We start from the raw sequence: 24,143 nt of genomic DNA on the forward strand, positions 1-24,143 counted from the left end.
ATAATAATATATGCTATAATAAATGGCAAAATCAGTTGATGAGGGGATTAAATGAAAAAGAAAAAACACCATTCCCAGCCTAAGAAAGACGACAAACCAGTCACGTTAGGCGACATGCTGAACCAGGACCTGGTGGAGCAGCTGAAAGGGAAAAAGCAGGAATTAAAGGCTGCTGAAGATAAACAGAAGGAAGAAGAAGAGCGCAGAAAAAGAGAGGAAAGAAGACTGCGCGAAAAAAATAAAAGTTTTGAAGAGCTGCTTGGAGAAAGCGATCTTAACTGGAAAGAATACAAATAACATTAAAAGAAGGGGCCGACTTTTCCGTCAGCCCCTTTCTTGTCTTAAATTATGGACTTTCTATCATCTATGCTGCTCATATTTATTTAGCTTTGCAATAGATTTAATGATAGCCAATTCATTTTCGTTGAGAGGAATGGCTCTTGCTGCTTCTGCATTTGCTCTTACTTGCTCAGCCCGGCTGGCCCCGGCTGTAACAGAAGCGACAGCAGGGTTCGCAAGATTGAACTGAAATGCTATTTCGTTCATGGTGCGCTGGTCTGAAATTTTTCCCCGGATGCTGGTGAGCGTTTTTTCCAATTCAGCATAGCTGTAATCCATATAGCCTTTCTCTTTTACCGATTCTGATGCTTTATCCAGCATTTTGTCGCTGAGCAGCCCTTTGGCCAGCGGTCCTCTAGTAACAGCACTGATGCCTTTTTGATTCAGAAGAATCAGCGCTTCTTCTTCAGGACGCCGGTCTAAAATGCTGTATTGCATCATGACAGAAACAATGGATGATTTTGATGCAAATTCCCGGATCACATTGGGGCGAATGGAGGAAATGCCATATTGGCGGATGTATCCTTCTTCCTTTAGTTCCTCAAATGCTTCAATGGTTTCATCAATCGGATCTTCAATCGTGCCGCCGTGAAGCTGATATAAATCAATATAGTCCGTAGCGAGTCTTTTTAAGCTGTCCTTTACAGCTTCTTTGATATGGCGTTTAGAGGGATCCCAGCTCCAGCCGTCTTTATTTTTATTCCAGCGGTTACCGGCTTTGGTTGCAATGATCACCTGTTCACGGACATTCTTTAAGGATTGTCCGACAAGCTTTTCATTTTCGCCAAAGTCGTATAAATCAGCTGTATCAAAATAATTGATTCCTTCTTCAAGGGCCGTTTCAATAATTTCCTGGGCCTTATAAGGGTTGGTGCCTATGGACATGCAGCCCAGCCCCAGTTCGCTTACGTACAAGTCTGAGTTTCCAAGTCTTCTCTTTTTCAAGTAACCACCTCATTTGAATGTTTTCTATAATTGTACATAAACAAATGAGGCATACTCAAATTTAGAGGCTTATCATTTTTTGATGTTCTGAGATTCAACCCAGTCTTTTACAAGGACATACTGCCTGCTGTATTGTTTTAGCTTCTCGCGGACTTCCCAGGCTTTGCCGGCCAGAATAATCCCCCTATTATGGACATACACCTTCATGCCATACTCCCCCTCATCAAGTATGATAAAATGTATGAGCAATCATTACCGGAATAGAACAGGAGTGACTGAAAACAATGAGCCGCCTAGAAGAAAAAACAATTAAAACGGAAAAAATCTTCACTGGTAAAGTCATCAGTCTGCAAGTGGAGGATGTTGAACTGCCGAATGGCAAAACATCGAAGCGGGAGATTATCAAACATCCCGGAGCAGTAGCTGTATTGGCAGTAACAGAGGATAATAAAATAGTGATGGTTGAACAATATCGAAAAGCGCTGGATAAGGTTATTGCTGAAATTCCTGCCGGAAAGCTTGAAGCAGGAGAAGAACCCAGCGTGTGTGCAGAAAGGGAACTGGAAGAAGAAACGGGGTACGGCTGCACGGAAATGGAATGGCTGATTTCATTCTACACTTCGCCCGGATTTGCCGATGAGCTCGTACATTTATATATAGCAAAGGGCCTTAAGAAAAAAGAAAATGCCGCATCCCCTGATGAAGATGAATTTGTGAACCTTTTGGAGGTAACCCTGGAGGAAGCCATATCCCTGCTTGGGGAGCAAAAGGTTTATGATGCGAAAACGGCTTATGCAATCCAATATCTGCAGCTTCAAGAGGCGTTGAAAAAATAACATGAGGCGCTTTTTTGCTGATCTTCATATCCATATTGGACGTACGTTTACGGGAAAGCCAGTTAAAATAACAGGCGCTAAATCCCTTACCTTCACTAATATCATCAGGCATGCCCGCAATGAAAAGGGGCTTGATATCATTGGCATTATTGATTGTCATTCTCCTGAAGTCATCCTTGAAATCGAGGACTTGGCCCAAAAAGGCTTTGTAACCGAGCATAAGGACGGGGGCCTTCAATACGGAGATTTGACGATAATTCCCGGGTCGGAGCTTGAAATTTATGATGATTCCTGCAAAGGCCCTATCCATGTCCTTTGCTACTTTCCAACCCTATCCGCAATGAAGGATTTCTCTGCCTGGCTGACAGGGTATTTGAAGAACATAACATTAAGCTCTCAAAGAATTTATGCCTCAGGCAGAATGCTGCAGGAAAAAGTAAAGGAACTGGATGGGCTTTTTATTCCTGCCCATGTTTTTACCCCATTTAAAAGCCTATTCGGAAAAGGGGTAGAGCGGTCGCTGTCAGAGGTTTTTGATCCTGATTTAATTGATGCAATTGAGCTGGGGCTTAGTGCAGATACGATGATGGCTGATCAAATAGCTGAACTTCACAGATATACATTCTTAACAAATTCAGATGCCCATTCACTAAAAAAGATCGCCAGAGAATATCAGGTTCTGGAAATGGAAGCACCTACATTTGCTGATTTGCACAAGGCTTTGGCCGGAAAAGAAAAATGCAGGGTTAAAGCCAATTACGGGCTGGATCCTCTGCTCGGAAAATACCATCAGACTGTTTGTTCTGAATGTTTTGGCCCCTTTGATGAAGAGAAGGGTAAATGCCGGAATTGCAGTCACCACAAATTTATCAAAGGCGTGGCTGACCGGATCTCTGAACTGAAATCTTCCGGAGGATTGCCCGTTGTACGGCCGCCTTATATTCATCAGGTCCCTCTTGAGTTCATACCAGGGTTAGGTCCGAAAATGCTCGAGAAGCTCCTGGATCATTTCGGAACTGAAATGGCCATTCTTCATGATGTTCCTTTCTCAGAAATCAGCAAAGTAATTCCTGAGAAGACAGCCATGCATATTGGAAAAGCGCGTGAAGGAAAGCTGAACCTCCAGGCAGGAGGCGGAGGCAAGTACGGCAGAATTGTGGATTTATAAAAAATAGAGCCCATCGAGGCTCTATTTTTGTTTTCTGCTGACTTTAGCATAAATGCAAGTATCTCTAAGCTCTTTTCCATCTGCACTTAGACTGTCATTAATCAGGGTTCCTTCAAGCGTGTACCCCAGCTTTTCGGGAATTCTCCGGCTGTTGATGTTTCTCGGATCACATCTGATTTCCACTCTGTTTGCTTGAAAATGCTCAAAGGCAAACTTCGTCAAGCCTGCAGCAGCTTCAGAAATATAGCCGTTCTTCCGAAACCTCACATCTCCCCAATAGCCAATTTCGAATTTGCGGACATCCCAATTGATGCGATGCAGGCCACTAGAGCCGACAAATACATCATCTTCTTTCCTATAAATATGGATACGGAAATCTTCCCTTTGAATAAACTTGGCATAGGAATTGCGGATACCTGACTCAACTTCATCAGCTGATTGTTCATTCTGTGCAAAAGGAAGCCATTTTTTAAGCTCGGCAGCTGAAGCTGACACAGCTTCATGAACAGTTTTTCCGTCTCCGGGCAAAGCGGGCCTCATATAAAGTCTTTCTGTTTCAATTCTTTCTGGAAACTCTATTAAAATCGGATCCATTTTCTCCAGCGCCCCCAATGATAATTTAAATAATTTTGAAAATTATAGCAAAAAACATATGAAGTATTCAAGACCTTTTTTTCACAATTGTGAGCAGCACAATTCTTTGTCATACAATTCCGGGACAGGCATACAATTTAATATCCAATTTGTTTTGTCTTAGGAGGAAGAGCAATGAAGAAAAAAATTTACCAGAACGCCGCAGCAGCCCACTTTCGCGAACATTCCTCAATCTACTTATTTGTTATTGTTTTATTTCTGATGGGTGTCATTTTTGGAGCTATAGTTGTAAATAGCTTGAGTTTTACACAAAAAGAAGATTTATTTTATTATCTGTCTCAGTTTTTTGGACAAGTATCAGATGGACATATTGCAGCAGCGGATGAATTATTCAAACAAAGCTTTTTCCATAATACAAAATTTATAGGATTGATGTGGATTTTGGGAATCTCCATAATTGGACTGCCAGTCATTCTGATTCTTTTATTTATGAAAGGCATGGTGGTTGGCTTTACAGTTGGCTTTCTCGTTAACCGAATGGGATGGGAAGGATTTTTGCTTTCCTTCGTATCGGTCCTTCCCCAGAACCTGATCATCATACCTATCTTTATAATCGCCGCAACACTGGCTGTGTCTTTCTCTTTAAAAATGATTAGAAGACAATTTATGAAGAAAGCCGGACAGCCCATGATGCCCCTTTTCGGAAGATATATGATTGCTTTTGCTGTGGCCATTCTGTTTCTAATCGCTGCAGCCGGGGTAGAGGCATTTATCTCGCCTGTCTTAATGAAGTCTGTTGTAAGTTCAATCCAATCCTGATAAAAATCATGCTAAAGGCAGAGCGGCTGACTCTGCCTTTTTGCTGTACGGGAAAAGGATAAAAATTATAATATAGGGTACATATAAAGAGGTTTAAAACTGTTTTAGAGAATATTGTAATTATTATTATATTAAATTGATTATCGTTTGTTATTTATAATTATTTTATTTTGAATGTGAACTTATTTCTGTTATAATGAGAATGTTAGTGGCGAGGGAGGGACTTTCGGTATGGAAAGCAGAATTGAAAGAATCAAAAAACAGTTGCATTCATCCAGCTATAAACTAACACCACAGCGAGAGGCAACAGTTCGCGTCCTGTTAGAACACGAAGAGGATCATTTAAGTGCGGAAGATGTCTACCTCCTAGTAAAAGAGAAATCGCCTGAGATAGGCTTGGCAACTGTATATAGAACACTTGAATTGCTGACTGAATTAAAAATTGTCGATAAAATCAACTTCGGTGACGGAGTTTCCCGTTATGACCTGCGTCAGGAAGGGGCAGCCCATTTTCACCACCATTTAGTCTGTATTGAGTGCGGAGCTGTTGATGAAATACAGGAAGATTTGCTTGAAGACGTTGAGGAAGTGGTTGAACGCCGCTGGAACTTTAAAATAAAAGATCACCGCCTTACGTTCCATGGCATCTGCTACCGCTGCCAGGATAAACAAACAGAAAATGAAACCGAAGCAGATGAAAATTAATAGTTTCTTGACAAAGCTTATTCTACATTAGGATAGGCTTTTTATTTTGAGCCGTTTTCAAAAAGGGCAAGTGCCCTGAAGAAACATCATTTATTCAAATTCAGGTATAATTCTTGTCCAAAATGGCATACCTTTTAATAATAGATAGCTGAATATCTTTCTTTTTATTAAAAGTTATGGAGGACCAAACCATGAAATCCTGGCTGGGCATGGCTTTTCAGACCATTAAAGTATTTGTGATTTTTACTGGATGCACAATCCTTTTTTATTATGGTATTATGTGGTTAAATGAAGAATACCAGGATTATCACCGCTATGACGAACCAAGGGGAGCGGCTGTTAAGGTGTCAGCGAGCGGAACTGATGAAGATAGGAGCTTGCTGGACCGGTTAATTCTTTTCTACTTAAACGGGGAGTAATGCTATCATATGGATGATCAGTTAAAAGACTTTATTCATTATTTACTTGTAGAAAAAGGCCTCGCCAAAAATACAATTATCTCGTATGAAAGAGATTTGAAAAGTTATCTGAAGTATCTCAATTCGGAAGAGAAGCTTGCAAGCCTTGAGAATGTGCAGCGCATGCAAATTGTCCAATTTCTCGGCTTTTTAAAAAAACAGGGCAAATCCTCAAAAACTCTGGCCCGGCATATAGCCTCCATAAGGGCCTTTCACCAATTTCTGCTCCGCGAAAAAGCAGTTGGCCATGATCCTTCTGTCCATATAGAAACACCGCAAATGGAACGTTCGCTTCCAAAAGTATTAAACATGCAGGAAGTGGAAACTTTATTGGATCTTCCGGAAATTAAGGATCACTTTGGTCTGCGGGATAAAGCCATGCTTGAACTTTTATATGCTACAGGCATTCGCGTAAGTGAACTGATAGGCCTGAACTCAGGTGATGTTCATTTAACGATGGGCTTTGTAAGATGTATTGGCAAAGGGAACAAGGAACGGATTGTGCCTATTGGCAAAACAGCTTCTGAAGCGCTTGAAAGGTATTTAACTGATGGAAGAGGCAAGTTCGTTTCTAAAAAGCATAGGGATGAAGCATTATTTTTAAATCATCACGGCAGACGTCTTTCGAGACAGGGATTCTGGAAAATACTGAAGCGGCTGGCCAAGGAGGCAGGGATCGAGAAGGAGCTGACTCCACATACGCTGAGGCATTCATTTGCCACTCATCTGCTGGAAAATGGGGCAGATTTGCGGGCTGTCCAGGAAATGCTTGGACATGCCGATATTTCCACTACGCAAATCTATACGCATGTAACCAAAACACGGCTAAAAGATGTGTACAGTCAATACCATCCGCGTGCTTAAAATAGAAAAAATCAAATGTCATAAAGCTGCCATAAAAATAGGCAGCTTTTTCTTGTCATTTTACCTGTTTATTAGGTAAAATATAGATGTCAGACTTCTGACAAATGAAAGGGCTATCCTTATTATGTTTTAAAACGCGGGAATGGCGGTATACACCCCGGCTCCAGCAAGAGAATCAGTGTTAAATAAACCTAAAAAGGGTACTATACGAATATGATTTTTGTAACCGTATTCAAATTATTAGGAGGTTTTCAAATGTCTGCATATACATATAAGCGCGTTTTTTTAATTGTCATGGATTCAGTGGGAATCGGAGAAGCGCCTGATGCCGATAAATTCGGTGACAAAGGTGCCGATACAATTGGCCACATCGCAGAAAAAATGAATGGCCTGAAGATGCCGAACATGGGCAAACTTGGCCTTAGTAATATCCGCGAAATCAAAGGAATCGAAAAAGCGGATAACCCTATGGCGTTTTACACGAAGATGCAGGAAGCATCAAACGGAAAAGACACAATGACTGGTCACTGGGAAATTATGGGGTTGAATATTCAAACTCCATTTAGAGTCTTTCCTGATGGATTTCCGGAGGAATTGATTTCAGAACTTGAATCACGCACCGGCAGGAAGATTATTGGGAATAAGCCTGCAAGCGGAACAGAAATCCTGGTTGAACTGGGAGAAGAACATATGAGAACAGGAGCACTGATTGTTTATACATCAGCCGATTCAGTTCTGCAGATTGCGGCACATGAAGATATCATTCCAATTGAAGAACAGTATAAAATCTGTAAAATTGCACGCGAGCTGACACTTGATGAAAAATATATGGTAGGCCGTGTGATTGCCAGACCATTCGTTGGCGAGCCGGGAAATTTCCAAAGAACATCAAACAGACATGATTATGCGTTAAAGCCATTTGACCGCACAGTAATGAATGAAATGGCAGATGGCGGACTTGATGTAGTGGCAATTGGGAAAATCTCCGACATTTATGATGGAGAGGGAGTAACTGAGGCCATTCGCACAACGTCAAATATGGATGGAATGGATAAGCTGATCGAAACGTTTGATAAAGAATTTACGGGACTGAGCTTTGTCAATCTGGTGGACTTTGATGCATTATTTGGCCATAGACGTGATCCGGAAGGGTATGGAAAAGCTCTTGAAGAGTTTGATGAACGCCTGCCTGAAGTATTTGAGAAAATGCAGGATGGCGACTTATTAATAATTACGGCAGACCACGGCAATGACCCTGTCCATCATGGCACAGATCATACGAGAGAATACGTTCCGCTTCTTGTTTATTCAAAAGATATGGAAGAAGGAAAAGAGCTTCCGGTCAGTGAAACCTTTGCAGATATTGGGGCGACTATATCGGATAACTTTAATGTGAAAATGCCGGCCTATGGCAAAAGCTTTTTGAACCAACTGAAATAATTACATTACAAATGCAGATGAGGAGATTGAAAATGGATTACAGCAAAATTCAAAATGCAGCTGAATTTCTTAAAAATAAATATACAGGCCAGCCAAAGATTGGGCTGATTTTAGGTTCAGGACTTGGTGTATTGGCAGACGAAATCGAAGAACCGGTTAAAATCCCGTACAATGAAATTCCTGATTTCCCTGTATCAACAGTAGAGGGTCATGCAGGACAGCTTGTATTTGGACGCTTGAACGGCATTGAAGTGGTTGCTATGCAAGGCCGGTTCCATTATTACGAAGGATACTCCTTCGATAAGGTAACCTTCCCTGTAAGAGTTATGAATGAGATGGGTGTTGAGAAGCTCATTGTTACAAATGCGGCAGGCGGAGTGAATGAAAGCTATTCTCCAGGCGATTTAATGCTAATTTCAGACCATATCAACAATATGGGCAGCAATCCTTTAATCGGTCCTAATGATTCCCGGATGGGTCCGCGTTTTCCGGATATGTCAGAAGCATATTCCAAAGAATTGAGAAAACTTGCCAGAGGACTAGCCGAAAAACTGAACCTGAAGATTCAGGAAGGAGTATATGTCGGCAATACAGGCCCAACATATGAAACCCCTGCAGAAGTTCGCATGCTGAGAACAATGGGCGGAGATGCAGTCGGCATGTCAACTGTTCCGGAAGTCATTGTGGCACAGCATTCAGGCATGAAGGTCCTTGGAATCTCCTGTATCTCAAACATGGCAGCAGGCATCCTTGACCAGCCGCTTAACCATGAAGAAGTAATCGAAACAACAGAAAAAGTCAAAGCTGACTTCCTTCGTTATGTGAAAGCAATCGTTAAGGAATTTGGTGCTTAAGCTTATTAATTTTGGCGGTTATGCTGCTGACTTTTTAAGCAAAACAACAATCGATTAGAATAAAGCCATAAATAAATGAAAGTGGTGTTTGTTGATGAGAATGGTGGATCTTATTGAAAAGAAAAGAGACGGACTGGAGTTAACGGCAGAAGAAATTCAATTCGTCATTAAAGGATACACGAACGGTTCAATCCCGGATTATCAGGTAAGTGCATTAACAATGGCAATCTTCTTCCGGGGGATGACAGAGAACGAAAGAGCCAACTTAACTATGGCAATGGTAGAATCCGGTGATCAAATCGACTTATCCAAAATAGAAGGAATTAAAGTAGATAAACATTCAACTGGCGGTGTAGGTGACACAACAACACTCGTACTGGGCCCGCTTGTAGCTGCAGTAGGTGTTCCGGTTGCGAAGATGTCAGGGCGCGGCCTTGGACATACAGGCGGAACAATCGACAAGCTTGAGGCTGTTGAAGGATTCCATGTTGAAATAGAGAATGAAGAATTTATTAAGCTTGTTAATCAAAATAAAATTGCAGTCATTGGCCAGAGCGGGAACTTAACGCCTGCAGACAAAAAGTTATATGCACTGCGCGATGTAACTGCCACAGTGGACAGTATCCCTCTGATTGCAAGCTCGATTATGAGCAAAAAAATTGCTGCAGGTGCTGACGCCATTGTCCTTGATGTTAAGACAGGCGCCGGCGCATTTATGAAGACACTTGACGATTCACGTGAATTAGCAAAAGCAATGGTCCGCATTGGAAATAATGTTGGCAGAAACACAATGGCTGTCATCTCAGATATGAGCCAGCCGCTTGGTTATGCCATCGGCAATGCCCTTGAAGTAAAGGAAGCTATCGATACATTAAGAGGCGAAGGACCTGAAGATTTGACTGAGCTTTGCCTGACCCTTGGAAGCCATATGGTTTTCCTTGCGAAAAAAGCGGATTCATTGAAGGAAGCGCGCGAAAAATTAGAGAATGCTATGAAGGACGGTTCAGCTTTAGAAACATTTAAAGTATTCCTAAGCTCACAAGGCGGAGATGCGTCAGTTGTCGATGATCCGCAGAAACTGCCTCAGGCAAAATATACAATTGAATTAGAAGCTAAGCAGGATGGCTATGTTTCTGAGATTGTTGCGGATGAAATTGGAACTGCAGCCATGCTATTGGGAGCAGGAAGAGCAACGAAGGAATCAGAAATTGATCCGGCTGTCGGCCTGATTTTAAGAAAGAAAATCGGCGACCGTGTACAGAAGGGCGAATCTCTCGTCACCATCTGCAGCAATTTTGAAAGTGTAGAAGAAGTAAGAACTATGCTTTATGAAAACATTACACTGTCCACAGAAAAAGTGGAGGCACCAGTATTAATTCATGAAGAAATAACTGAATAATAGTGAATCAGGAAGCCGCCGGAGGGTTATATCCGGCGGCTTTTTTTGCGTGGGGCTGACTGTTTAATTTCTTTTTAGTCTTCCTGGACTGTATAAATTTTCTTTAACTGGAAAAAATGGAGGCTATAAAGAATGGAGGTATTGTGTGATGAAACGACTCGTCTCATTAATGTTAATAGCATTATTAATGGCAACAATCTTTGCTCCTTCCGGGTTTGCAAGAGAAAGCAGCGCGGATTTAGCAGATAATGTGAAATCCGCAATTCTTATCGAGCGTGATACCGGTTCGGTATTGTATGAAAAAAACAGCGGTGAGCAGCTTCCGCCTGCCAGCATGACAAAAGTCATGACCATGCTCTTAATTATGGAAGCGATAGATGAAGGAAAGCTGTCATGGGATGAGAAAATCCGGACAAGCGAATATGCGGCATCAATGGGCGGTTCGCAAATCTTCCTGGAGCCGGGTGAAGAAATGACCACCAAGCAAATGCTGCAGGGGATTGCCATTGGTTCCGGCAATGATGCATCCGTTGCAATGGCTGAGAGAATTGCCGGTTCAGAAGAAGCTTTTGTTGAAATGATGAATAAAAAGGCAAAGGAATTAGGGCTGAAAAATACCCAATTCCAAAACCCTACAGGCTTGTCAGCTAAGGAACATTACAGTACTGCACATGATATGGCCATAATGGCCAAAGAGCTTCTTAAATATGAGAAAATAACTGATTTTACGGGCACATATGAAGCCTATCTTCGTGAAGACACAGATAAAAAATTCTGGCTGGTCAATACAAATCGCCTTGTGCGTTTTTATCCTGGTGTCGATGGCCTCAAAACAGGTTTTACCTCTGAAGCAAAATACTGTCTGACGGCAACAGCCGAGAAAGACGGAATGCGGGTTATAGCCGTGGTTTTTGGCGCACCGACTTCAAAAGAACGAAATGCTCAAGTGACTAAAATGCTCGACTTTGCATTCAGCCAATATAAGACCCACCCAATGTACGAAAGAAATCACGTTCTTGGAAAAGTAGAAGTCAGCAAAGGCGAAAAGAAGATGGTTGAAGCCCTGACCAGTGAACCGATTTCCCTTTTAACTAAAAAAGGTGAAAGTATTAAAGAAATTGAACAGAAGATTACTTTAAATAAAAAAATTAAAGCTCCTGTCCAAAAGGGTGATCAGATCGGAACATTAACCTTGAAAAAGGATGGAAAAGTCTTAGTTGAAAGCCCTTTAGTTGCTAAAGAAGACAGCAGTGAAGCATCATGGTGGACATTGTTTAAACGATCCATGGGGTTATTTTCAAAAACTGAATAATTTATCGCAGTCTAACGGGCAGTAAGACCCCCGCTTCAAGACTCAGAGGAATCAAAGGAGGATAAGTGGGGGTCAAACTGCCCGATCTAGCTGCGGCTCCGACACTACGAGCCCGATTGGTTCAACTAAGCGATCGAAGCGCTAGCGGAGATCTTAGCGACACTAGAACGCGACTAACAATCAGTGGGGGATAAGGAAACCCCCACTGATTGAAGTTTCACTTTATTTTTGTCGAAAAACATCCCTATGATTATTATTTTTAGCGAAAATACACTAGTTTTGTCTCCAGGAAGGAAATGAAGCTCCAGGCATCGAAATTGACTCACTATAAGGGCGGATACCGGAATTTTATAAGATTCCGGATGATCCTATCCGGAGGAAAAGCATGAGCATTAGCGGCTTTTTCAGTTGCGGATACCAGATAAGGAGGCTAAGATAGTGAGTCTTAACATTAATTTGGAAGTAAAGCATGATGTCTTATGTATTCGTTTAAGCGGGGAGCTGGACCATCATTCGGCAGATGAACTGCGTGAACAGGCGACAAAGGCGATTGAAGATCATGACATCCATCATATTATATTAAACCTTGAGCAGCTTTCTTTTATGGATAGTTCAGGGCTGGGAGTGATTTTGGGCCGCTATAAACAAATCAAACAGAAGCATGGTGAAATGGTTGTTTGTGCGATTTCTCCAGCAGTGCAGAGACTATTTGATATGTCGGGTTTATTTAAGATAATCCGTTTAGAACCGACAGAAGAAAACGCACTGCAAAGATTGGGGGTTGCCTGAACGATGAAAAATGTGATGAACCTCGAATTCAGTGCGCTTAGCCAAAATGAATCATTCGCCCGTGTCACTGTTGCTGCCTTTATTGCCCAGCTTGATCCGACAATGGACGAACTGACAGAAATTAAAACGGTCGTTTCTGAAGCTGTAACCAACTCCATTATTCACGGCTATGAAAATGATCCTAATGGGGTTGTCTATATTTCTGTCCTGATTGAAGATGGATTCATTGATCTGACCATTAAGGATAAGGGCATTGGGATTATGGATGTGGAAGAGGCGAGACAGCCATTATTTACAACGAAACCTGAATTGGAAAGATCAGGTATGGGCTTTACCATCATGGAAAATTTCATGGACGAAATCGAAATCAAATCGCAGCCGGGAATAGGCACAGAGATCCGATTAAGGAAGCATTTATCAAATAGTAAAATGCTATGCAATTAAGGGAGTCTTGCTATGGATGTGGAGGTTAAAGCAGAGAAGGGCCAAACCTATTTAAAGGACAATGAAGTCAAGGAGCTAATAAAGCAAAGCCAAAGCGGAGATCAGGGTGCAAGGGACAGAATTGTTCAAAAAAATATGCGTCTTGTCTGGTCTGTCGTCCAGAGATTCTTGAATAGAGGGTATGAACCTGATGACCTCTTCCAAATTGGCTGTATCGGCTTATTGAAATCGGTTGATAAGTTTGATCTGAGTTATGATGTAAAGTTTTCGACCTACGCGGTTCCAATGATTATTGGAGAAATCCAAAGGTTCATACGGGATGATGGAACGGTAAAAGTAAGCCGTTCATTAAAAGAAATGGGCAATAAAATCAGGAAAGCCAAAGACGAGTTATCAAAAACGCTTGGCCGCATCCCAACCGTTACAGAGCTTTCCGAGTTCCTGGAAATTTCTCCTGAAGATATTATCCTTGCCCAGGAAGCAAGCAGGATCCCATCTTCTATACATGAAACAGTGTATGAAAACGACGGAGATCCCATTACACTGCTCGATCAGATTGATGATGGCAATGAAGGAAAATGGTTTGATAAAATAGCATTAAAAGAAGCGATCCGTGAATTGGATGAGCGGGAAAGACTGATTGTTTACTTGCGCTACTATAAAGATCAGACTCAATCCGAAGTAGCGGCAAGGCTTGGCATTTCCCAGGTGCAGGTGTCGCGTCTGGAAAAAAAGATACTGCAGCAAATGAAAGACCGGATGGATATTTAAATCCAATCCGGTCTTTCATTTTTTTTATCGCAGTCTAACGGGCAGTAATACCCCCACTTCAAGACTCAGAGGAATCAAAGGAGGATAAGTGGGGGCCAAAACTGCCCGTAAAGGCCCGATTGGTGAGATACAGTGAAACTTGCCGTCGCGCAGGCAGAGGCTTAGTTGAACCAATCGGGTTCGTAGTGTCGATTGATCGAAGCGCTAGCGGAGACCTTAGCGACACTAGAACGCGACTAACAATCAGTGGGGGATAAGGAACACCCCCACTGATTGAAGTTTCACTTTATCTAACAGCCAATTATTGGAGTTCATGAAGCTAATATATGTAACTCATACTAAATATAGACACAAAAGCGAAAAGCTCTAAATAGGCGAACCAAATTCGAAGAGGATATCACTTGTGTGGGAAGTGAGCATATTGGAAAAAACAGTTTATATCCGCTTGCGGCATCGGCTGCAAATACGGCCCAATCAGAGAATACTGCTGAAAGATATTGCACAGGTCATTGCCGATGATGACATTTACGAAAAGCTTTGTGCACTTCCGCTTTATCAAGTAAGCGAGCAGGACCGGAATATTGTCGTAATTGATGTTATGAAGGTAATTAGGACCATAACCCAGTTATTTTCAAATATTGAAGTCCAGTCGATCGGGCCGGCTCAAGCGATAGTCGAGGTTGTTACAAAGAAACGTAAAGTATCTTTTCCTCTATTTCTGCTGGTTTGGCTGCTTCTGTTCATAGGTGCTGCCCTCGCTATTATGAATTTTCATGAAGACGTGAGCATGCAGGCTGTACAGCTTAGAATTTACACTCTCATAACCGGGGAAGTGGACAGCAGGCCTCTCATTTTTCAAATTCCCTATTCGATTGGCCTGGGGCTTGGTATGATCATTTTCTTTAACCATGTTTTTAAGAAGCGGCTGAACGAGGAACCAAGCCCGCTGGAAGTAGAAATGTTCAATTATCAGCTTGATCTTGATAACTATGTTGCATTGAAAGAAAACAAGGAGAGTATGAAGTATCTTGATGACCATTAATGTTGTCCTGGTAATGATCATAGGATTTGCAGGCGGGCTCGCTGTTGGTTCAGGTTTTGTAGCTTTCCTGGCTGTTTTGGGCATTATCCCAAGGCTTACCCAGCTGAGCAAAACGATGAAGATGATCCATTATTATGAAGCTGCAGTTGTAATGGGAGCTTTGGCTGGTGCGCTGGCAACTTTATGGAATCCGGTTTTTCACCTGACAGCCCTGTTACTGATACCCATTGGGCTTGCTTCGGGCATATTTATTGGCATGCTGGCAGCAGCTTTAACTGAAGTGCTGAATGTTTTTCCAATCCTTGCGAAGAGAATCGGAGTAGATGGAAAGATTGTGATTTTATTGATGGCATTTGTATTTGGAAAGGTGTTCGGATCACTGTTTCAATGGATTTATTTTGTAAATAAATAAGAAACCGGCTGGGCATATTTAAGAAAAATGAGGATTCGGAAAGGAAAAACTGCTATGGATGAACGGAGGCACGTCATTCTTATAACTGATGGAGACGATTTTGCAAGAAAGACAGTGGAGCATGTTGCGAAGGAAATCGGAGGAAGATGCCTATCTTTGTCGCATGGAAACCCTTCTGTTTTAAACGGTCAGCAAATCGTCAAGCTGATTAAAAAAGTCTCCCATGACCCCGTATTGGTTATGTTTGATGACAGCGGGTTTATCGGGGAGGGAGCCGGAGAGAATGCGCTGAAGTATGTTGCATGCCATAAAGATATCGATGTTCTGGGAGTCATAGCAGTTGCCTCAAAAACAAGACAGGCCGAGTGGACAAAAGTAGATGTATGTATCGATAACAACGGGGAATTGACTCCATATGGAGTTGATAAGTTCGGAGTACCCGAAATGGAAATTGGCAGAATTAATGGTGATACTGTTTATTGTCTTGATCAGCTGGATGTGCCGATAATCGTGGGAATTGGCGATATCGGAAAGATGTCTAAAAAAGATCATTATGAATTAGGTTCGCCAATTACTAAAAAGGCAGTAGAGCTTATATTGGAAAGGAGCGGCTATTATGACACGAAACAAGACGAAGGATGAAAAGATACCTATATATGAGTCCGTCCATGAAATTGAAAAATACATGAAAAATAGAGTTGGCCTGGGAGAAAGCTTCGATCTGGGTGTCAGAAAGCTAACGATCTTAAGGAAGGATGTTCATTTCTATTATATTAATGGATTAACCGATACGAGTTATATCATTGCCATCATTGAGGGTCTGGTGGGGATCAATGACAGTGAAAAACTTTCCTCTAACCTATTTAAAATCATTGAAAACAGGCTGAGACATCAATCCATTGAGCACATTAAAACAATGGATGAATTGGTTGATCAGGTACTATCAGGCCTGATTGTCGTTGTCGGCGAGGGTGAGGGAGAGGGACTTGTCATCGATGTCAGAAGCTATCCCGGAAGAACCCCGCAGGAACCGGATACTGAAAAAGTTGTCCGCGGCTCAAGAGATGGCTATGTAGAGAATATAATAATTAACACAGCCCTGACCCGCAGAAGGATTAGAGATGAACGGCTTCGCTTTGAAATCATGCGTGTTGGTGAAAGATCCAAGACAGATGTCGCCATTGGTTTCATAAAAGATGTGGCGAATAAGGATTTAGTTGATTTAATTAGAAAAGAAATTAAAGCGATTGAAATAGATGGCATTACAATGGCTGACAAAACAGTCGAGGAATTTCTTTTAAAGCAGGGATACAATCCATTCCCGCTGGTGCGGTATACGGAAAGAGCAGATGTGGCAGCGGCCCATTTGCTTGAAGGGCATGTCATTATATTTGTTGATACTTCACCAAGTGTCATTATTACACCTACAACCTATTTTCATCATTTGCAGCATGCAGAAGAATACAGGCAATCGCCGGCAGTCGGCACATTTGTCCGCTGGATTCGTTTCTTAGGCTTATTGGCATCGATTGTACTGCTTCCGCTTTGGTTTTTGTTCGTTTTGGAGCCTTCACTCCTGCCTGAAAGAATTGCGTTTGTGGGCCCTAACGAAGAAACGAATGTTCCTGTCATTGTCCAGCTGTTTCTCGCCGATGTCGGGATTGAATTTCTAAGGATCGCCGCCATTCATACGCCAACTCCGCTTTCAACCGCAATGGGTTTGATAGCAGCAGTACTTATTGGGCAAATTGCCATTGATGTCGGTTTGTTTGTCCCGGAGGTTATCTTGTATGTAGCACTTGCAGCAATTGGAACATTTGCAACGCCAAGCTATGAATTGAGTATTGCCAATAAAATTGTAAGGCTTGGCCTTCTTATAGCTGTTGCGATTTTCCATACACCAGGCTTGGTGGTAGGGCTTACATTAACGATTCTTCTGCTTGCAAGCATCAAATCATTGAACACACCATATCTTTGGCCGTTTATTCCATTCAGCCCGGTGGCTTTAACCCAAATCCTGATTCGCCGTTCCATGCCCGGTTCAAAGATCAGGCCAAGTATTGTCCAGACTAAAAATCGTTACAAGCAGCCTGTAAAATAAGAAATACGCGTAATGCCGATTGCTAAGATACACGAAATATGGTAAAGTTTTTTTAATTAAATAAAGGATTAAAGGAAACAGAATAGACAGTCTCTTGGGGTGCTGTCTATTTCTTTCATAAATTGTTCAGTCTCGGGGGCAAGACACCTGAGGAAAAGGAAGAGGGGGAACCATGTTTTTTCACGGCACCATGAAGGCAAATGACAAAGGGCATCTTGAAATTGGCGGTATGGATACTGTCGAACTCGCCAGTCAATTTGGAACACCTTTATACGTATATGATGTGGCACTAATAAGAGAAAGAGCCAGGGGCTTTAAGGAAACTTTCGAGAAGCTTGGAATAGAAGCACAAGTTGCATATGCGAGCAAAGCTTTCTCAACAGTGGCAATGGTTCAGCTTGTAGATGAAGAAGGACTTTCATTGGATGTGGTATCAGGCGGAGAGTTATACACTGCTCTTTCTGCAGATTTTCCATCTGAAAGAATCCATTTTCACGGGAACAATAAGAGCAGAGAAGAACTTGAGATGGCTCTAAAGAATCATGTCGGCTGTATTGTTGTCGATAATTTTTATGAGCTGGAATTATTAGAGGAAATCTGTGAATCTCTTGCAGTTAAAACAAAAATATTACTGAGGGTCACGCCAGGAATCGAGGCACATACCCATGACTATATCTTAACCGGCCAGGAAGATTCAAAGTTTGGATTTGACCTGCAGAATGGCCAGGCTGAAAAGGCTCTGCAAATAGCTCTGAATTCAAGCTGGATTGAAACGCTTGGACTGCACTGTCATATCGGCTCTCAGATTTTCGATACAACAGGCTTCATTTTGGCTGCCAAGAAAATTTTTGAGAAGATGGCAGAATGGAAAGAAAAACATGCATATGAACCTAAAGTGCTTAACTTAGGCGGAGGTTTTGGAATCCGCTATACAGAAGAAGATGATCCGATTCATGCATCTAAATATGTTGAAGAAATTATCGGGGAAGTTAAAAAACAGGCTAAGCATTTTTCCATGAAGATGCCGGAAATTTGGATTGAGCCGGGGCGTTCCCTAGTGGGAGATGCCGGAACAACTTTATACCAGACTGGGTCACGCAAAGAGGTTCCAAATGTAAGAAATTATCTCGCTGTGGATGGCGGCATGAGTGACAATATCAGGCCGGCCCTTTATCAGGCTAAGTATGAAGCGGTATTGGCAAACCGGGTGTTGGATAAGCCGGAAGAGACAGTATCAATTGCCGGAAAATGCTGTGAATCAGGCGATATGCTTATTTGGGATTTGCCTCTTCCAAAAGCAGGGGATCGAGACCTCCTGGCTGTTTTCTGTACAGGCGCATACGGTTATTCCATGGCAAATAATTATAATCGAATCCCAAGGCCGCCTGTAGTTTTTATTGAAAATGGAGAGGCTAAGCTGGTTGTTAAAAGGGAAACATACGAGGATCTATTACGATTGGATCTGCCGATTAATGAAAAAATAAAAAATTAAGCTGCCCGCTAAGGCAGCTTAATTTTTTTTAAGAAAAGAAGGCTTTAATCGCATCTATTACACTAGTGAAAAAACGTTTTAGGCTTTCTAAAAATCCCTGGCCTTCTTCACTTTCAAGGTATTTGGAAATTTTGTCTTTTGCCTGGTTAAGCTGTTCACCGACCTGATTCCAATCGATATCAAGCTCTTTCAGCTTGTTGAATAAATCTATTAAGCTTAGAATCTCCTGTTCGGTCAGAGTAATGCCAAGTTCCTTTGCTGCATTTTCGATAATTGTTCTGAGTTCTGCATCTGTTTCAGGTGAATTTTTGGCCATTTCCTCTTTGATTTTGGCAATTAAAGCAGCTGCATTTTCGTTTCCAACCGAATCGCCAAGCTTGGCTGTTTCCACCATTTCCTCATTTGCCGCCTGTTTTACATCTTCAGGAATGGTCTTTTCAGCTGAAATTTCATATGCCTTAATAATGCCTGTTAAAGCAGCTGTTCCAGAAACATTTGCAGGTGCTGTAATATAAATTTTTGCATCTTTTACACCAGCAGTAATCAAAGCATTAATGTACATTTCATCGGTGACCCAGTTAATATTCTTAGTCTCGACTTCAAGACCGGAGCCTTGTTTTGCTACTGTGACTGCCGAAGAAGATATCGCTCGTGTTCCTATAAGAGCTTTAGAGATATAATTTCCAAGATATTGATGTTCTTCCTCATTTGAAACAGTAATGATGGTCGCATCTTTCGGAGCTTTCATTTCAGCCAGAAGCATATTTTTTTGTTCTTCTGATAGATTCTCACCTAAAGTGACAATTACATCACCTTCCGCCATATCTGCAAATGCCTGTATCGGCAAAATAAATAATAGCGACATTATGAATAGTAATAGCATTTTATTCCATTTCATGCGGTTACCTCCCGGAGCAAAATAGGGAAGCCATTTATGCCAGTTCTGCGGCTCGCTTAATGGCTTCCTGTAAATAGACGATTCTTTCTGCGAAAAAGTTTCAACTCTCCTCTAACAGAAACCTTAGCTCAAAATGCCTATTTCAGCAAGCAGAATGGAATTATGAGAAAGAATAGTGTAAAATGAATGATAGTTTGTAAGTCATAGGATTTATATAAATGGGGGCAGTAAGGAGAATGAAAAAAAGCAATTGGCTTCTTTTTATAATATTGCTTGTGTTAAGCATCGGATGGGGACTTGTTTACTGGTTCTTTATAGTATAGGCTTTGCTGAAGGCGTCAAGGCAATGAATTAGCCGGTATTATTCGAAAATAGCAACATTCAGCATGAATACATATACTGTTATGAAAAGTTTACAAACATTAAAATATGGGAAAAATAGTTTATGATGTTTTTATTCAAATAATGAGGGATTAATATGCTAATTCGATATAAAAAGTCATTTGAAAAAATTGCAATGGGTCTTTTATCTTTTATGCCTAATGAAAAAGACTTGAAAAGGCTGCAGCAGACGATGAAGCAATATGAATCAGAAGAAAATCGGCAGCTGTTTTTGTGGAAGGAAGGCGAAGATATCATTGGACTGGTCGGCGTTACTTCAAGTGATCAGACAATGGAGATTCAGCATATCTCTGTTAACCCGTCACACCGGCATCAAGGCATTGGCAAAACGATGATAAAAGCATTGGATGAACTATATCCTGGGAAAACTTTAACTGCAACAGATGAAACCGAATCTTTTCTAAGCAAATGTGATGTTAATTAACAAAAGCGGAAGTGCCTGCACAAACCCGCATCGGTCAGCTTAACTGCTAACGGGGTTCAGCAATATGCTTTGCTACATGGAAAAGGCAGCGAATAAATTATTCCTGCCTTTTTTTCCGGTTCAGGGCATCAAGTCTTTCTTTAATAACCATGGTTCTATCCCTTCTTTTATGGCGGTGCACAATATCTTTATCTGGTGAATTGCTGTCAAAGCACCAGGGAAATCCCTTGGATGCGGAGAACTTCATACATTCTTCCTTAAGTATTGGATCTATAATTGGCAAGTTAACGCTGGAGTAATTTCCGCCGTTTTGAATCAGTACGAGCCTGTTCTTAAGATCCTTTATTAATTGATCTGTATCCAGACCCAGTGCCTGTATTTCTTCAGCTCTGCTCTCCAAAATGACGATTCCTTTGCGGAGAGTTCGTTCAGCACCATTTAAATTTTCTCTTCGATGATGATAAAAAGAAACTGCCATAAGAATTAATCCGACCCATGCAGACTTTTTATTGTTTGGATCCGTACTCTTCCAATATTCCTCCAGTGTTTCGTGACATTCAAAATAATCTCGGTCACCATGAAAATGGACCAGGAACTCAATATATTTATCAGGATACATACTTTCACTCCTTGACAATTCTTACTTCATTTTACCACAGCACAATCGATTAACAGAAAAATAAAAACCCGGCGCTTAACCGGGCTTTAACAGCTGATAAATCAGAATATAAATATTAGTGATTTTGGATTTCTGACAGGACAGCCATGTCTATCGGCAAATTTGCAGAATCAGCTTAATAAACACGGAGGTTTAGAAGAACCAGGAAGCTCCGACAATAATTAATAGAATGAACAAAACGACAATTAAAGCAAACCCGGTTCCGCAATCTCCAAATCCAGTATTAGACATATAAAATACCTCCTGTATCTTTATTTCCCTACATCGTATGTAGGCAATTGCCTTATTGATTGGGCGGATTAAAAAAATTCACGAATGAAGCAGGGGCATTGCTGACATCAGGGTTATTTTTCTATTGGATAACATCCATGAATAATCTATACTAGATATAGCCTTTTGGCATTTAAGGGAATTTATATTAGGAAAATTTGGTGGGTATTTTATGCAATATGATCATTATAACGTCAAAATAGATGCTTTCGAGGGGCCTCTGGATCTTCTTCTTCACCTTATTAACAGGCTGGAAATTGATATCTATGACATTCCTGTATCGGAGATTACCGAGCAGTACCTCATTTATATACATACAATGAAGGAGCTCCAGCTTGACGTAGCAAGCGAGTATCTTGTAATGGCCGCAACGCTTCTGGCAATTAAAAGCAAAATGCTGCTGCCAAAGCATGATGAGGAAGAACTCGAGGATGAATTTGGATTGGAAATGGAAGAAGACCCCAGAGATGAACTTGTAGAACGGCTGATTGAATACCGTAAATATAAGGAAGCTGCAGAGGAGCTTAAGGAGCGGGAACAGGATAGAAGTTTAATGTATACAAAGCCGCCTGCAGACCTTTCGGAATTTGTGAATGAAACACAGCAGGAAAAAGCTGATTTGAATGTAAGTCTTTATGATATGCTTGGCGCTTTGCAAAAGTTATTAAGAAGGAAGAAACTGCAAAGGCCGCTTTCTGCAAAAGTTGCCCGCCAGGAGATTCCCATTGAGAAGCGGATGTCCGAAATTGTGGAACAGTTAAGAAGTATAAAAGGCAGGAAAAAGTTCACCGATCTTTTTCCGGTATCGGACAGAGAGCATATAGTAGTAACTTTCCTGGCGGTACTGGAGTTAATCAAGCGAAAAGAAATTCAGGTCGAGCAGGACAAAAATTTCTCTGATATTTTTGTAGCTTCCATGGAAGGAGGAAAATAGTGTGGAGATCGTTAATTGGAAGGGCATAGCCGAAAGCCTCCTGTTTGCAGCTGGTGATGAAGGTTTGTCTCTTAAGCAAATCGCCCATGTGCTGGAGGTGGAAGAGAATCAGGCACGTGAAATAATGGACAGTCTTATGGAAGACTACAATACTGGCAGCCGCGGAATAATGGCTATTGAATTGGCGGGGACTTTTCAGCTGGTTACGAAAAAGGAGTTTTCCCCATACCTGAAGAAGCTGGTAGAGTCTCCTTCTGCCGCTTCCCTTTCTCAGGCGGCCCTCGAGACACTCGCAATTATTGCTTACAGACAGCCAATTACAAGGACAGAAATTGAGGAAATTAGAGGAGTCAAGACAGAGCGACCTCTTCATACATTGTCTGCAAAAGCCCTGATTAAAGAAGTTGGACGGGCAGATGGAACAGGGCGTGCCTATTTGTATGGAACAACTAAAGAATTCCTTGATTATTTTGGCCTTAAAAGCATAGAAGAGCTTCCGCCTCTCCCTGATAAGATCAGTGAAGAAGAGGATTCATTACAGGAGGAGGCTGATTTATTCTTTGAAAAGTTCCAGGAGCTCGATTCTTGAGTTTTCTGACACATTACATAGGAAGTGTGGTAAAATAGATTTAAATTTTTCCCTTTCCTTTAATACATATTAATCTTGTAAACCATCGGGAAATAGGAGGGTTTTGCTTGCTGATTAAACATTGCAGGGGATATGAGCTTGAAAAAGAAAAGCCAAACACCTCGGAAGATTTTTTTAACAGAAGTGAAATTGTGTTCGAAGAAGATGGACAGGAGAAGACTTTTCAAGTTTTATATGTCCGTTTCTTTGATGAATCCATGAATGAGTTCTCACCATATGACCAGGATCCAGTCTTTAAGGCTGGTTCTAGAGAAGTTCAGTTCAAGGATATTGTTGCTCTTTCATGTTTATTGAAGAACCCGGGTTTTAGACATCGCAAACGAATTTATCTTAATGCAAAGGCTGATTTTGCATCCTATTTTCAGGATCTGGACTTTTCCATGCTTCCCTCCATTTTTGAAGCGTTGGAGAGTAAAAAATCCTATGACCTGCGATCACCTTTAGATTTCATTGTTCAACCGCAACAATAGCCAGTTTATAATTATGGGGGTGTAATGGATGGGGAATTCAATTGTTAAATCACAGATGGAAGATGTGAAAAATTTCCTCGGTAATAGCGTTGCCGCATTTGAAGATTTCTTAAATAATACAACAATAAAAGATCTTGAAGCAGAACAACAAGGGAATGCGAATTATTATAAAAGTATCCTCTCACATGTTAGAAAACTGCTTGTATATTGTGAAGAAGGACTTGATGCAAGCACGATCATATTAAAAAGTGACCCTTTCCAAAAAGGGGCTGCCGAAAAGACGTTATACAGGATTTACCATCAATGCATTGAAGAGTTTTTTTCTCCCAAAAATGATGCATGGTTTGAGAATAGCCGTTCAGCATATACAGGAAAAAACTCAATCCAGTTTCATGATGAAGTTCCGGACAGCCTCAAAACAATGTTCAGGCAGCTGGAAGGAGAGTTCCAAAGGGTTCGTGAGGAGCTTGAATATTACGAAACCGATTACCGGACAAAAATGATTCAATCAAAATAGCATTGGAAGTGGAGAACAGCAGGCAGCTGTTCTTTTTTTATCGCAGTCTAACGGGCAGTAAGACCCCCACTTCAAGACTCAGAGGAATCAAAGGAGGATAAGTGGGGGTCAAACTG

30 protein-coding genes are annotated in these 24,143 nt (G+C 41.4%); 24 read left to right on the forward strand and 6 right to left on the reverse strand.

What is annotated here, in order from left to right; genetic code table 11:
• Positions 1-51 precede the first annotated feature (51 nt).
• Positions 52-297, forward strand: coding sequence for a YqkE family protein (locus BK139_RS09720; RefSeq protein WP_048008097.1), 246 nt, complete (start codon positions 52-54; stop codon positions 295-297).
• Positions 298-360: 63 nt separating this feature from the next.
• Here the strand turns inward: BK139_RS09720 and BK139_RS09725 are convergent, their stop codons facing one another.
• Together BK139_RS09725 and mciZ are read right to left on the reverse strand one after the other, a co-directional pair.
• Positions 361-1,284, reverse strand: coding sequence for an aldo/keto reductase (locus BK139_RS09725; protein ID WP_076258130.1), 924 nt, complete (start codon positions 1,282-1,284; stop codon positions 361-363).
• A gap of 72 nt (positions 1,285-1,356) precedes the next feature.
• The gene (gene mciZ, locus BK139_RS09730; RefSeq protein ID WP_076258131.1) at positions 1,357-1,491 is read right to left on the reverse strand and encodes a Z-ring formation inhibitor MciZ; all 135 of its coding nucleotides are present in this window, start codon (positions 1,489-1,491) and stop codon (positions 1,357-1,359) included.
• 77 nt (positions 1,492-1,568) lie between these two features.
• Here mciZ and BK139_RS09735 point away from each other — a divergent pair, with 77 nt between their 5' ends.
• Together BK139_RS09735 and BK139_RS09740 are read left to right on the forward strand one after the other, a co-directional pair.
• Positions 1,569-2,120: an NUDIX hydrolase gene (locus BK139_RS09735; RefSeq protein ID WP_076258132.1), complete on the forward strand. Its 552-nt coding sequence runs from the start codon at positions 1,569-1,571 to the stop codon at positions 2,118-2,120.
• Position 2,121: 1 nt separating this feature from the next.
• Positions 2,122-3,288 (forward strand): endonuclease Q family protein, encoded by a 1,167-nt coding sequence (locus BK139_RS09740; protein ID WP_076258133.1) that lies wholly within the window; start codon positions 2,122-2,124, stop codon positions 3,286-3,288.
• 21 nt (positions 3,289-3,309) lie between these two features.
• On the opposite strand, the gene BK139_RS09745 is transcribed toward BK139_RS09740, so the two are convergent.
• Entirely contained in the window at positions 3,310-3,882 is a 573-nt protein-coding gene (locus tag BK139_RS09745; protein ID WP_076258134.1) for a GNAT family N-acetyltransferase, read from the reverse strand.
• A 174-nt stretch (positions 3,883-4,056) separates the two neighbouring features.
• On the opposite strand from BK139_RS09745, the gene spoIIM reads away from it, so the two are divergent.
• The 16 genes from spoIIM to lysA all read left to right on the forward strand — a co-directional run bounded on the left by spoIIM (position 4,057) and on the right by lysA (position 18,784).
• Positions 4,057-4,701: a stage II sporulation protein M gene (spoIIM, locus tag BK139_RS09750; RefSeq protein ID WP_076258135.1), complete on the forward strand. Its 645-nt coding sequence runs from the start codon at positions 4,057-4,059 to the stop codon at positions 4,699-4,701.
• A gap of 231 nt (positions 4,702-4,932) precedes the next feature.
• Positions 4,933-5,406, forward strand: a complete 474-nt coding sequence (gene fur, locus BK139_RS09755) for a ferric iron uptake transcriptional regulator (RefSeq protein WP_076258136.1) — start codon at positions 4,933-4,935, stop codon at positions 5,404-5,406.
• 191 nt (positions 5,407-5,597) lie between these two features.
• On the forward strand, positions 5,598-5,825 hold the full coding sequence (locus BK139_RS09760; RefSeq protein ID WP_035330067.1) for a YqzK family protein: 228 nt from the start codon (positions 5,598-5,600) through the stop codon (positions 5,823-5,825).
• 9 nt (positions 5,826-5,834) lie between these two features.
• Positions 5,835-6,728, forward strand: a complete 894-nt coding sequence (gene xerD / locus BK139_RS09765) for a site-specific tyrosine recombinase XerD (protein WP_076258137.1) — start codon at positions 5,835-5,837, stop codon at positions 6,726-6,728.
• A gap of 255 nt (positions 6,729-6,983) precedes the next feature.
• The gene (deoB, locus tag BK139_RS09770; protein WP_076258138.1) at positions 6,984-8,168 is read left to right on the forward strand and encodes a phosphopentomutase; all 1,185 of its coding nucleotides are present in this window, start codon (positions 6,984-6,986) and stop codon (positions 8,166-8,168) included.
• A gap of 32 nt (positions 8,169-8,200) precedes the next feature.
• Positions 8,201-9,022 carry a purine-nucleoside phosphorylase gene (locus BK139_RS09775; protein WP_035330071.1) on the forward strand — a complete coding sequence of 274 codons (822 nt, stop codon included), beginning with the start codon at positions 8,201-8,203 and terminating at the stop codon, positions 9,020-9,022.
• 94 nt (positions 9,023-9,116) lie between these two features.
• Positions 9,117-10,421 (forward strand): pyrimidine-nucleoside phosphorylase, encoded by a 1,305-nt coding sequence (locus BK139_RS09780; protein ID WP_076258139.1) that lies wholly within the window; start codon positions 9,117-9,119, stop codon positions 10,419-10,421.
• Between the two features lie 148 nt (positions 10,422-10,569).
• On the forward strand, positions 10,570-11,733 hold the full coding sequence (locus BK139_RS09785) for a D-alanyl-D-alanine carboxypeptidase family protein (RefSeq protein ID WP_048008108.1): 1,164 nt from the start codon (positions 10,570-10,572) through the stop codon (positions 11,731-11,733).
• A gap of 438 nt (positions 11,734-12,171) precedes the next feature.
• Positions 12,172-12,522 (forward strand): anti-sigma F factor antagonist, encoded by a 351-nt coding sequence (gene spoIIAA, locus BK139_RS09790; protein WP_076258140.1) that lies wholly within the window; start codon positions 12,172-12,174, stop codon positions 12,520-12,522.
• Between the two features lie 3 nt (positions 12,523-12,525).
• The gene (spoIIAB, locus tag BK139_RS09795) at positions 12,526-12,966 is read left to right on the forward strand and encodes an anti-sigma F factor (protein WP_076258141.1); all 441 of its coding nucleotides are present in this window, start codon (positions 12,526-12,528) and stop codon (positions 12,964-12,966) included.
• A 12-nt stretch (positions 12,967-12,978) separates the two neighbouring features.
• Positions 12,979-13,737, forward strand: coding sequence for an RNA polymerase sporulation sigma factor SigF (sigF, locus tag BK139_RS09800; protein ID WP_076258142.1), 759 nt, complete (start codon positions 12,979-12,981; stop codon positions 13,735-13,737).
• A 421-nt stretch (positions 13,738-14,158) separates the two neighbouring features.
• Positions 14,159-14,779, forward strand: coding sequence for a stage V sporulation protein AA (locus BK139_RS09805; protein WP_076258163.1), 621 nt, complete (start codon positions 14,159-14,161; stop codon positions 14,777-14,779).
• On the forward strand, positions 14,769-15,191 hold the full coding sequence (locus BK139_RS09810) for a stage V sporulation protein AB (RefSeq protein WP_076258143.1): 423 nt from the start codon (positions 14,769-14,771) through the stop codon (positions 15,189-15,191). The genes BK139_RS09805 and BK139_RS09810 overlap by 11 nt, the downstream gene beginning before the upstream one ends.
• Positions 15,192-15,245: 54 nt before the next feature.
• On the forward strand, positions 15,246-15,833 hold the full coding sequence (gene spoVAEA / locus BK139_RS09815) for a stage V sporulation protein SpoVABEA (RefSeq protein WP_048008111.1): 588 nt from the start codon (positions 15,246-15,248) through the stop codon (positions 15,831-15,833).
• Positions 15,808-17,292 (forward strand): spore germination protein, encoded by a 1,485-nt coding sequence (locus tag BK139_RS09820; protein WP_076258144.1) that lies wholly within the window; start codon positions 15,808-15,810, stop codon positions 17,290-17,292. Before spoVAEA ends, BK139_RS09820 begins: the two co-directional genes overlap by 26 nt.
• A 172-nt stretch (positions 17,293-17,464) precedes the next feature.
• Positions 17,465-18,784 carry a diaminopimelate decarboxylase gene (gene lysA / locus BK139_RS09825; RefSeq protein WP_076258145.1) on the forward strand — a complete coding sequence of 440 codons (1,320 nt, stop codon included), beginning with the start codon at positions 17,465-17,467 and terminating at the stop codon, positions 18,782-18,784.
• Between the two features lie 28 nt (positions 18,785-18,812).
• Here the strand turns inward: lysA and BK139_RS09830 are convergent, their stop codons facing one another.
• Positions 18,813-19,682 carry a DUF1002 domain-containing protein gene (locus BK139_RS09830; RefSeq protein ID WP_076258146.1) on the reverse strand — a complete coding sequence of 290 codons (870 nt, stop codon included), beginning with the start codon at positions 19,680-19,682 and terminating at the stop codon, positions 18,813-18,815.
• A gap of 478 nt (positions 19,683-20,160) precedes the next feature.
• On the opposite strand from BK139_RS09830, the gene BK139_RS09835 reads away from it, so the two are divergent.
• Complete coding sequence (locus BK139_RS09835) at positions 20,161-20,508, forward strand: GNAT family N-acetyltransferase (protein ID WP_035330083.1); 348 nt, start codon at positions 20,161-20,163, stop codon at positions 20,506-20,508.
• A 97-nt stretch (positions 20,509-20,605) separates the two neighbouring features.
• Here the strand turns inward: BK139_RS09835 and BK139_RS09840 are convergent, their stop codons facing one another.
• Both BK139_RS09840 and BK139_RS09845 read right to left on the reverse strand, forming a co-directional pair.
• Entirely contained in the window at positions 20,606-21,127 is a 522-nt protein-coding gene (locus BK139_RS09840; RefSeq protein WP_076258147.1) for a DUF309 domain-containing protein, read from the reverse strand.
• Between the two features lie 192 nt (positions 21,128-21,319).
• Positions 21,320-21,418, reverse strand: coding sequence for a YjcZ family sporulation protein (locus BK139_RS09845; protein WP_076258148.1), 99 nt, complete (start codon positions 21,416-21,418; stop codon positions 21,320-21,322).
• 211 nt (positions 21,419-21,629) lie between these two features.
• Between BK139_RS09845 and BK139_RS09850 the strand changes: the two genes are divergently transcribed.
• The 4 genes from BK139_RS09850 to BK139_RS09865 all read left to right on the forward strand — a co-directional run bounded on the left by BK139_RS09850 (position 21,630) and on the right by BK139_RS09865 (position 24,027).
• Entirely contained in the window at positions 21,630-22,391 is a 762-nt protein-coding gene (locus tag BK139_RS09850; protein ID WP_076258149.1) for a segregation/condensation protein A, read from the forward strand.
• A 1-nt stretch (position 22,392) separates the two neighbouring features.
• Entirely contained in the window at positions 22,393-22,980 is a 588-nt protein-coding gene (gene scpB / locus BK139_RS09855) for an SMC-Scp complex subunit ScpB (RefSeq protein WP_076258150.1), read from the forward strand.
• Positions 22,981-23,087: 107 nt separating this feature from the next.
• Positions 23,088-23,510, forward strand: a complete 423-nt coding sequence (locus tag BK139_RS09860) for a hypothetical protein (RefSeq protein ID WP_076258151.1) — start codon at positions 23,088-23,090, stop codon at positions 23,508-23,510.
• A gap of 28 nt (positions 23,511-23,538) precedes the next feature.
• A complete protein-coding gene (locus BK139_RS09865; RefSeq protein ID WP_076258152.1) occupies positions 23,539-24,027 on the forward strand; it encodes a YpuI family protein in 489 nt (162 codons plus the stop codon).
• The last annotated feature ends 116 nt before the right edge of the window (positions 24,028-24,143 follow it).

The organism is Paenibacillus sp. FSL R5-0490, from assembly GCF_001956215.1.
In the GTDB taxonomy this organism is placed as follows: Bacteria; Bacillota; Bacilli; order Bacillales; family Cytobacillaceae; genus Cytobacillus.

Bases quoted from the DNA above. Each gene is read 5' to 3' on its own strand.
- spoIIM (WP_076258135.1), top strand. From the start codon at position 4,057: ATGAAGAAAAAAATTTACCAGAACGCCGCAGCAGCCCACTTTCGCGAA.
- BK139_RS09735 (WP_076258132.1), top strand. From the start codon at position 1,569: ATGAGCCGCCTAGAAGAAAAAACAATTAAAACGGAAAAAATCTTCACT.
- fur (WP_076258136.1), top strand. From the start codon at position 4,933: ATGGAAAGCAGAATTGAAAGAATCAAAAAACAGTTGCATTCATCCAGC.
- BK139_RS09760 (WP_035330067.1), top strand. From the start codon at position 5,598: ATGAAATCCTGGCTGGGCATGGCTTTTCAGACCATTAAAGTATTTGTG.
- spoVAEA (WP_048008111.1), top strand. From the start codon at position 15,246: ATGGATGAACGGAGGCACGTCATTCTTATAACTGATGGAGACGATTTT.
- deoB (WP_076258138.1), top strand. From the start codon at position 6,984: ATGTCTGCATATACATATAAGCGCGTTTTTTTAATTGTCATGGATTCA.
- mciZ (WP_076258131.1), bottom strand. From the start codon at position 1,491: ATGAAGGTGTATGTCCATAATAGGGGGATTATTCTGGCCGGCAAAGCC.
- BK139_RS09780 (WP_076258139.1), top strand. From the start codon at position 9,117: ATGAGAATGGTGGATCTTATTGAAAAGAAAAGAGACGGACTGGAGTTA.
- BK139_RS09845 (WP_076258148.1), bottom strand. From the start codon at position 21,418: ATGTCTAATACTGGATTTGGAGATTGCGGAACCGGGTTTGCTTTAATT.
- BK139_RS09840 (WP_076258147.1), bottom strand. From the start codon at position 21,127: ATGTATCCTGATAAATATATTGAGTTCCTGGTCCATTTTCATGGTGAC.
- BK139_RS09830 (WP_076258146.1), bottom strand. From the start codon at position 19,682: ATGAAATGGAATAAAATGCTATTACTATTCATAATGTCGCTATTATTT.
- BK139_RS09820 (WP_076258144.1), top strand. From the start codon at position 15,808: ATGACACGAAACAAGACGAAGGATGAAAAGATACCTATATATGAGTCC.
- sigF (WP_076258142.1), top strand. From the start codon at position 12,979: ATGGATGTGGAGGTTAAAGCAGAGAAGGGCCAAACCTATTTAAAGGAC.
- BK139_RS09775 (WP_035330071.1), top strand. From the start codon at position 8,201: ATGGATTACAGCAAAATTCAAAATGCAGCTGAATTTCTTAAAAATAAA.
- BK139_RS09720 (WP_048008097.1), top strand. From the start codon at position 52: ATGAAAAAGAAAAAACACCATTCCCAGCCTAAGAAAGACGACAAACCA.
- BK139_RS09785 (WP_048008108.1), top strand. From the start codon at position 10,570: ATGAAACGACTCGTCTCATTAATGTTAATAGCATTATTAATGGCAACA.
- BK139_RS09740 (WP_076258133.1), top strand. From the start codon at position 2,122: ATGAGGCGCTTTTTTGCTGATCTTCATATCCATATTGGACGTACGTTT.
- BK139_RS09835 (WP_035330083.1), top strand. From the start codon at position 20,161: ATGCTAATTCGATATAAAAAGTCATTTGAAAAAATTGCAATGGGTCTT.
- BK139_RS09865 (WP_076258152.1), top strand. From the start codon at position 23,539: ATGGGGAATTCAATTGTTAAATCACAGATGGAAGATGTGAAAAATTTC.
- spoIIAB (WP_076258141.1), top strand. From the start codon at position 12,526: ATGAAAAATGTGATGAACCTCGAATTCAGTGCGCTTAGCCAAAATGAA.
- lysA (WP_076258145.1), top strand. From the start codon at position 17,465: ATGTTTTTTCACGGCACCATGAAGGCAAATGACAAAGGGCATCTTGAA.
- BK139_RS09810 (WP_076258143.1), top strand. From the start codon at position 14,769: ATGACCATTAATGTTGTCCTGGTAATGATCATAGGATTTGCAGGCGGG.
- BK139_RS09850 (WP_076258149.1), top strand. From the start codon at position 21,630: ATGCAATATGATCATTATAACGTCAAAATAGATGCTTTCGAGGGGCCT.
- BK139_RS09745 (WP_076258134.1), bottom strand. From the start codon at position 3,882: ATGGATCCGATTTTAATAGAGTTTCCAGAAAGAATTGAAACAGAAAGA.
- xerD (WP_076258137.1), top strand. From the start codon at position 5,835: ATGGATGATCAGTTAAAAGACTTTATTCATTATTTACTTGTAGAAAAA.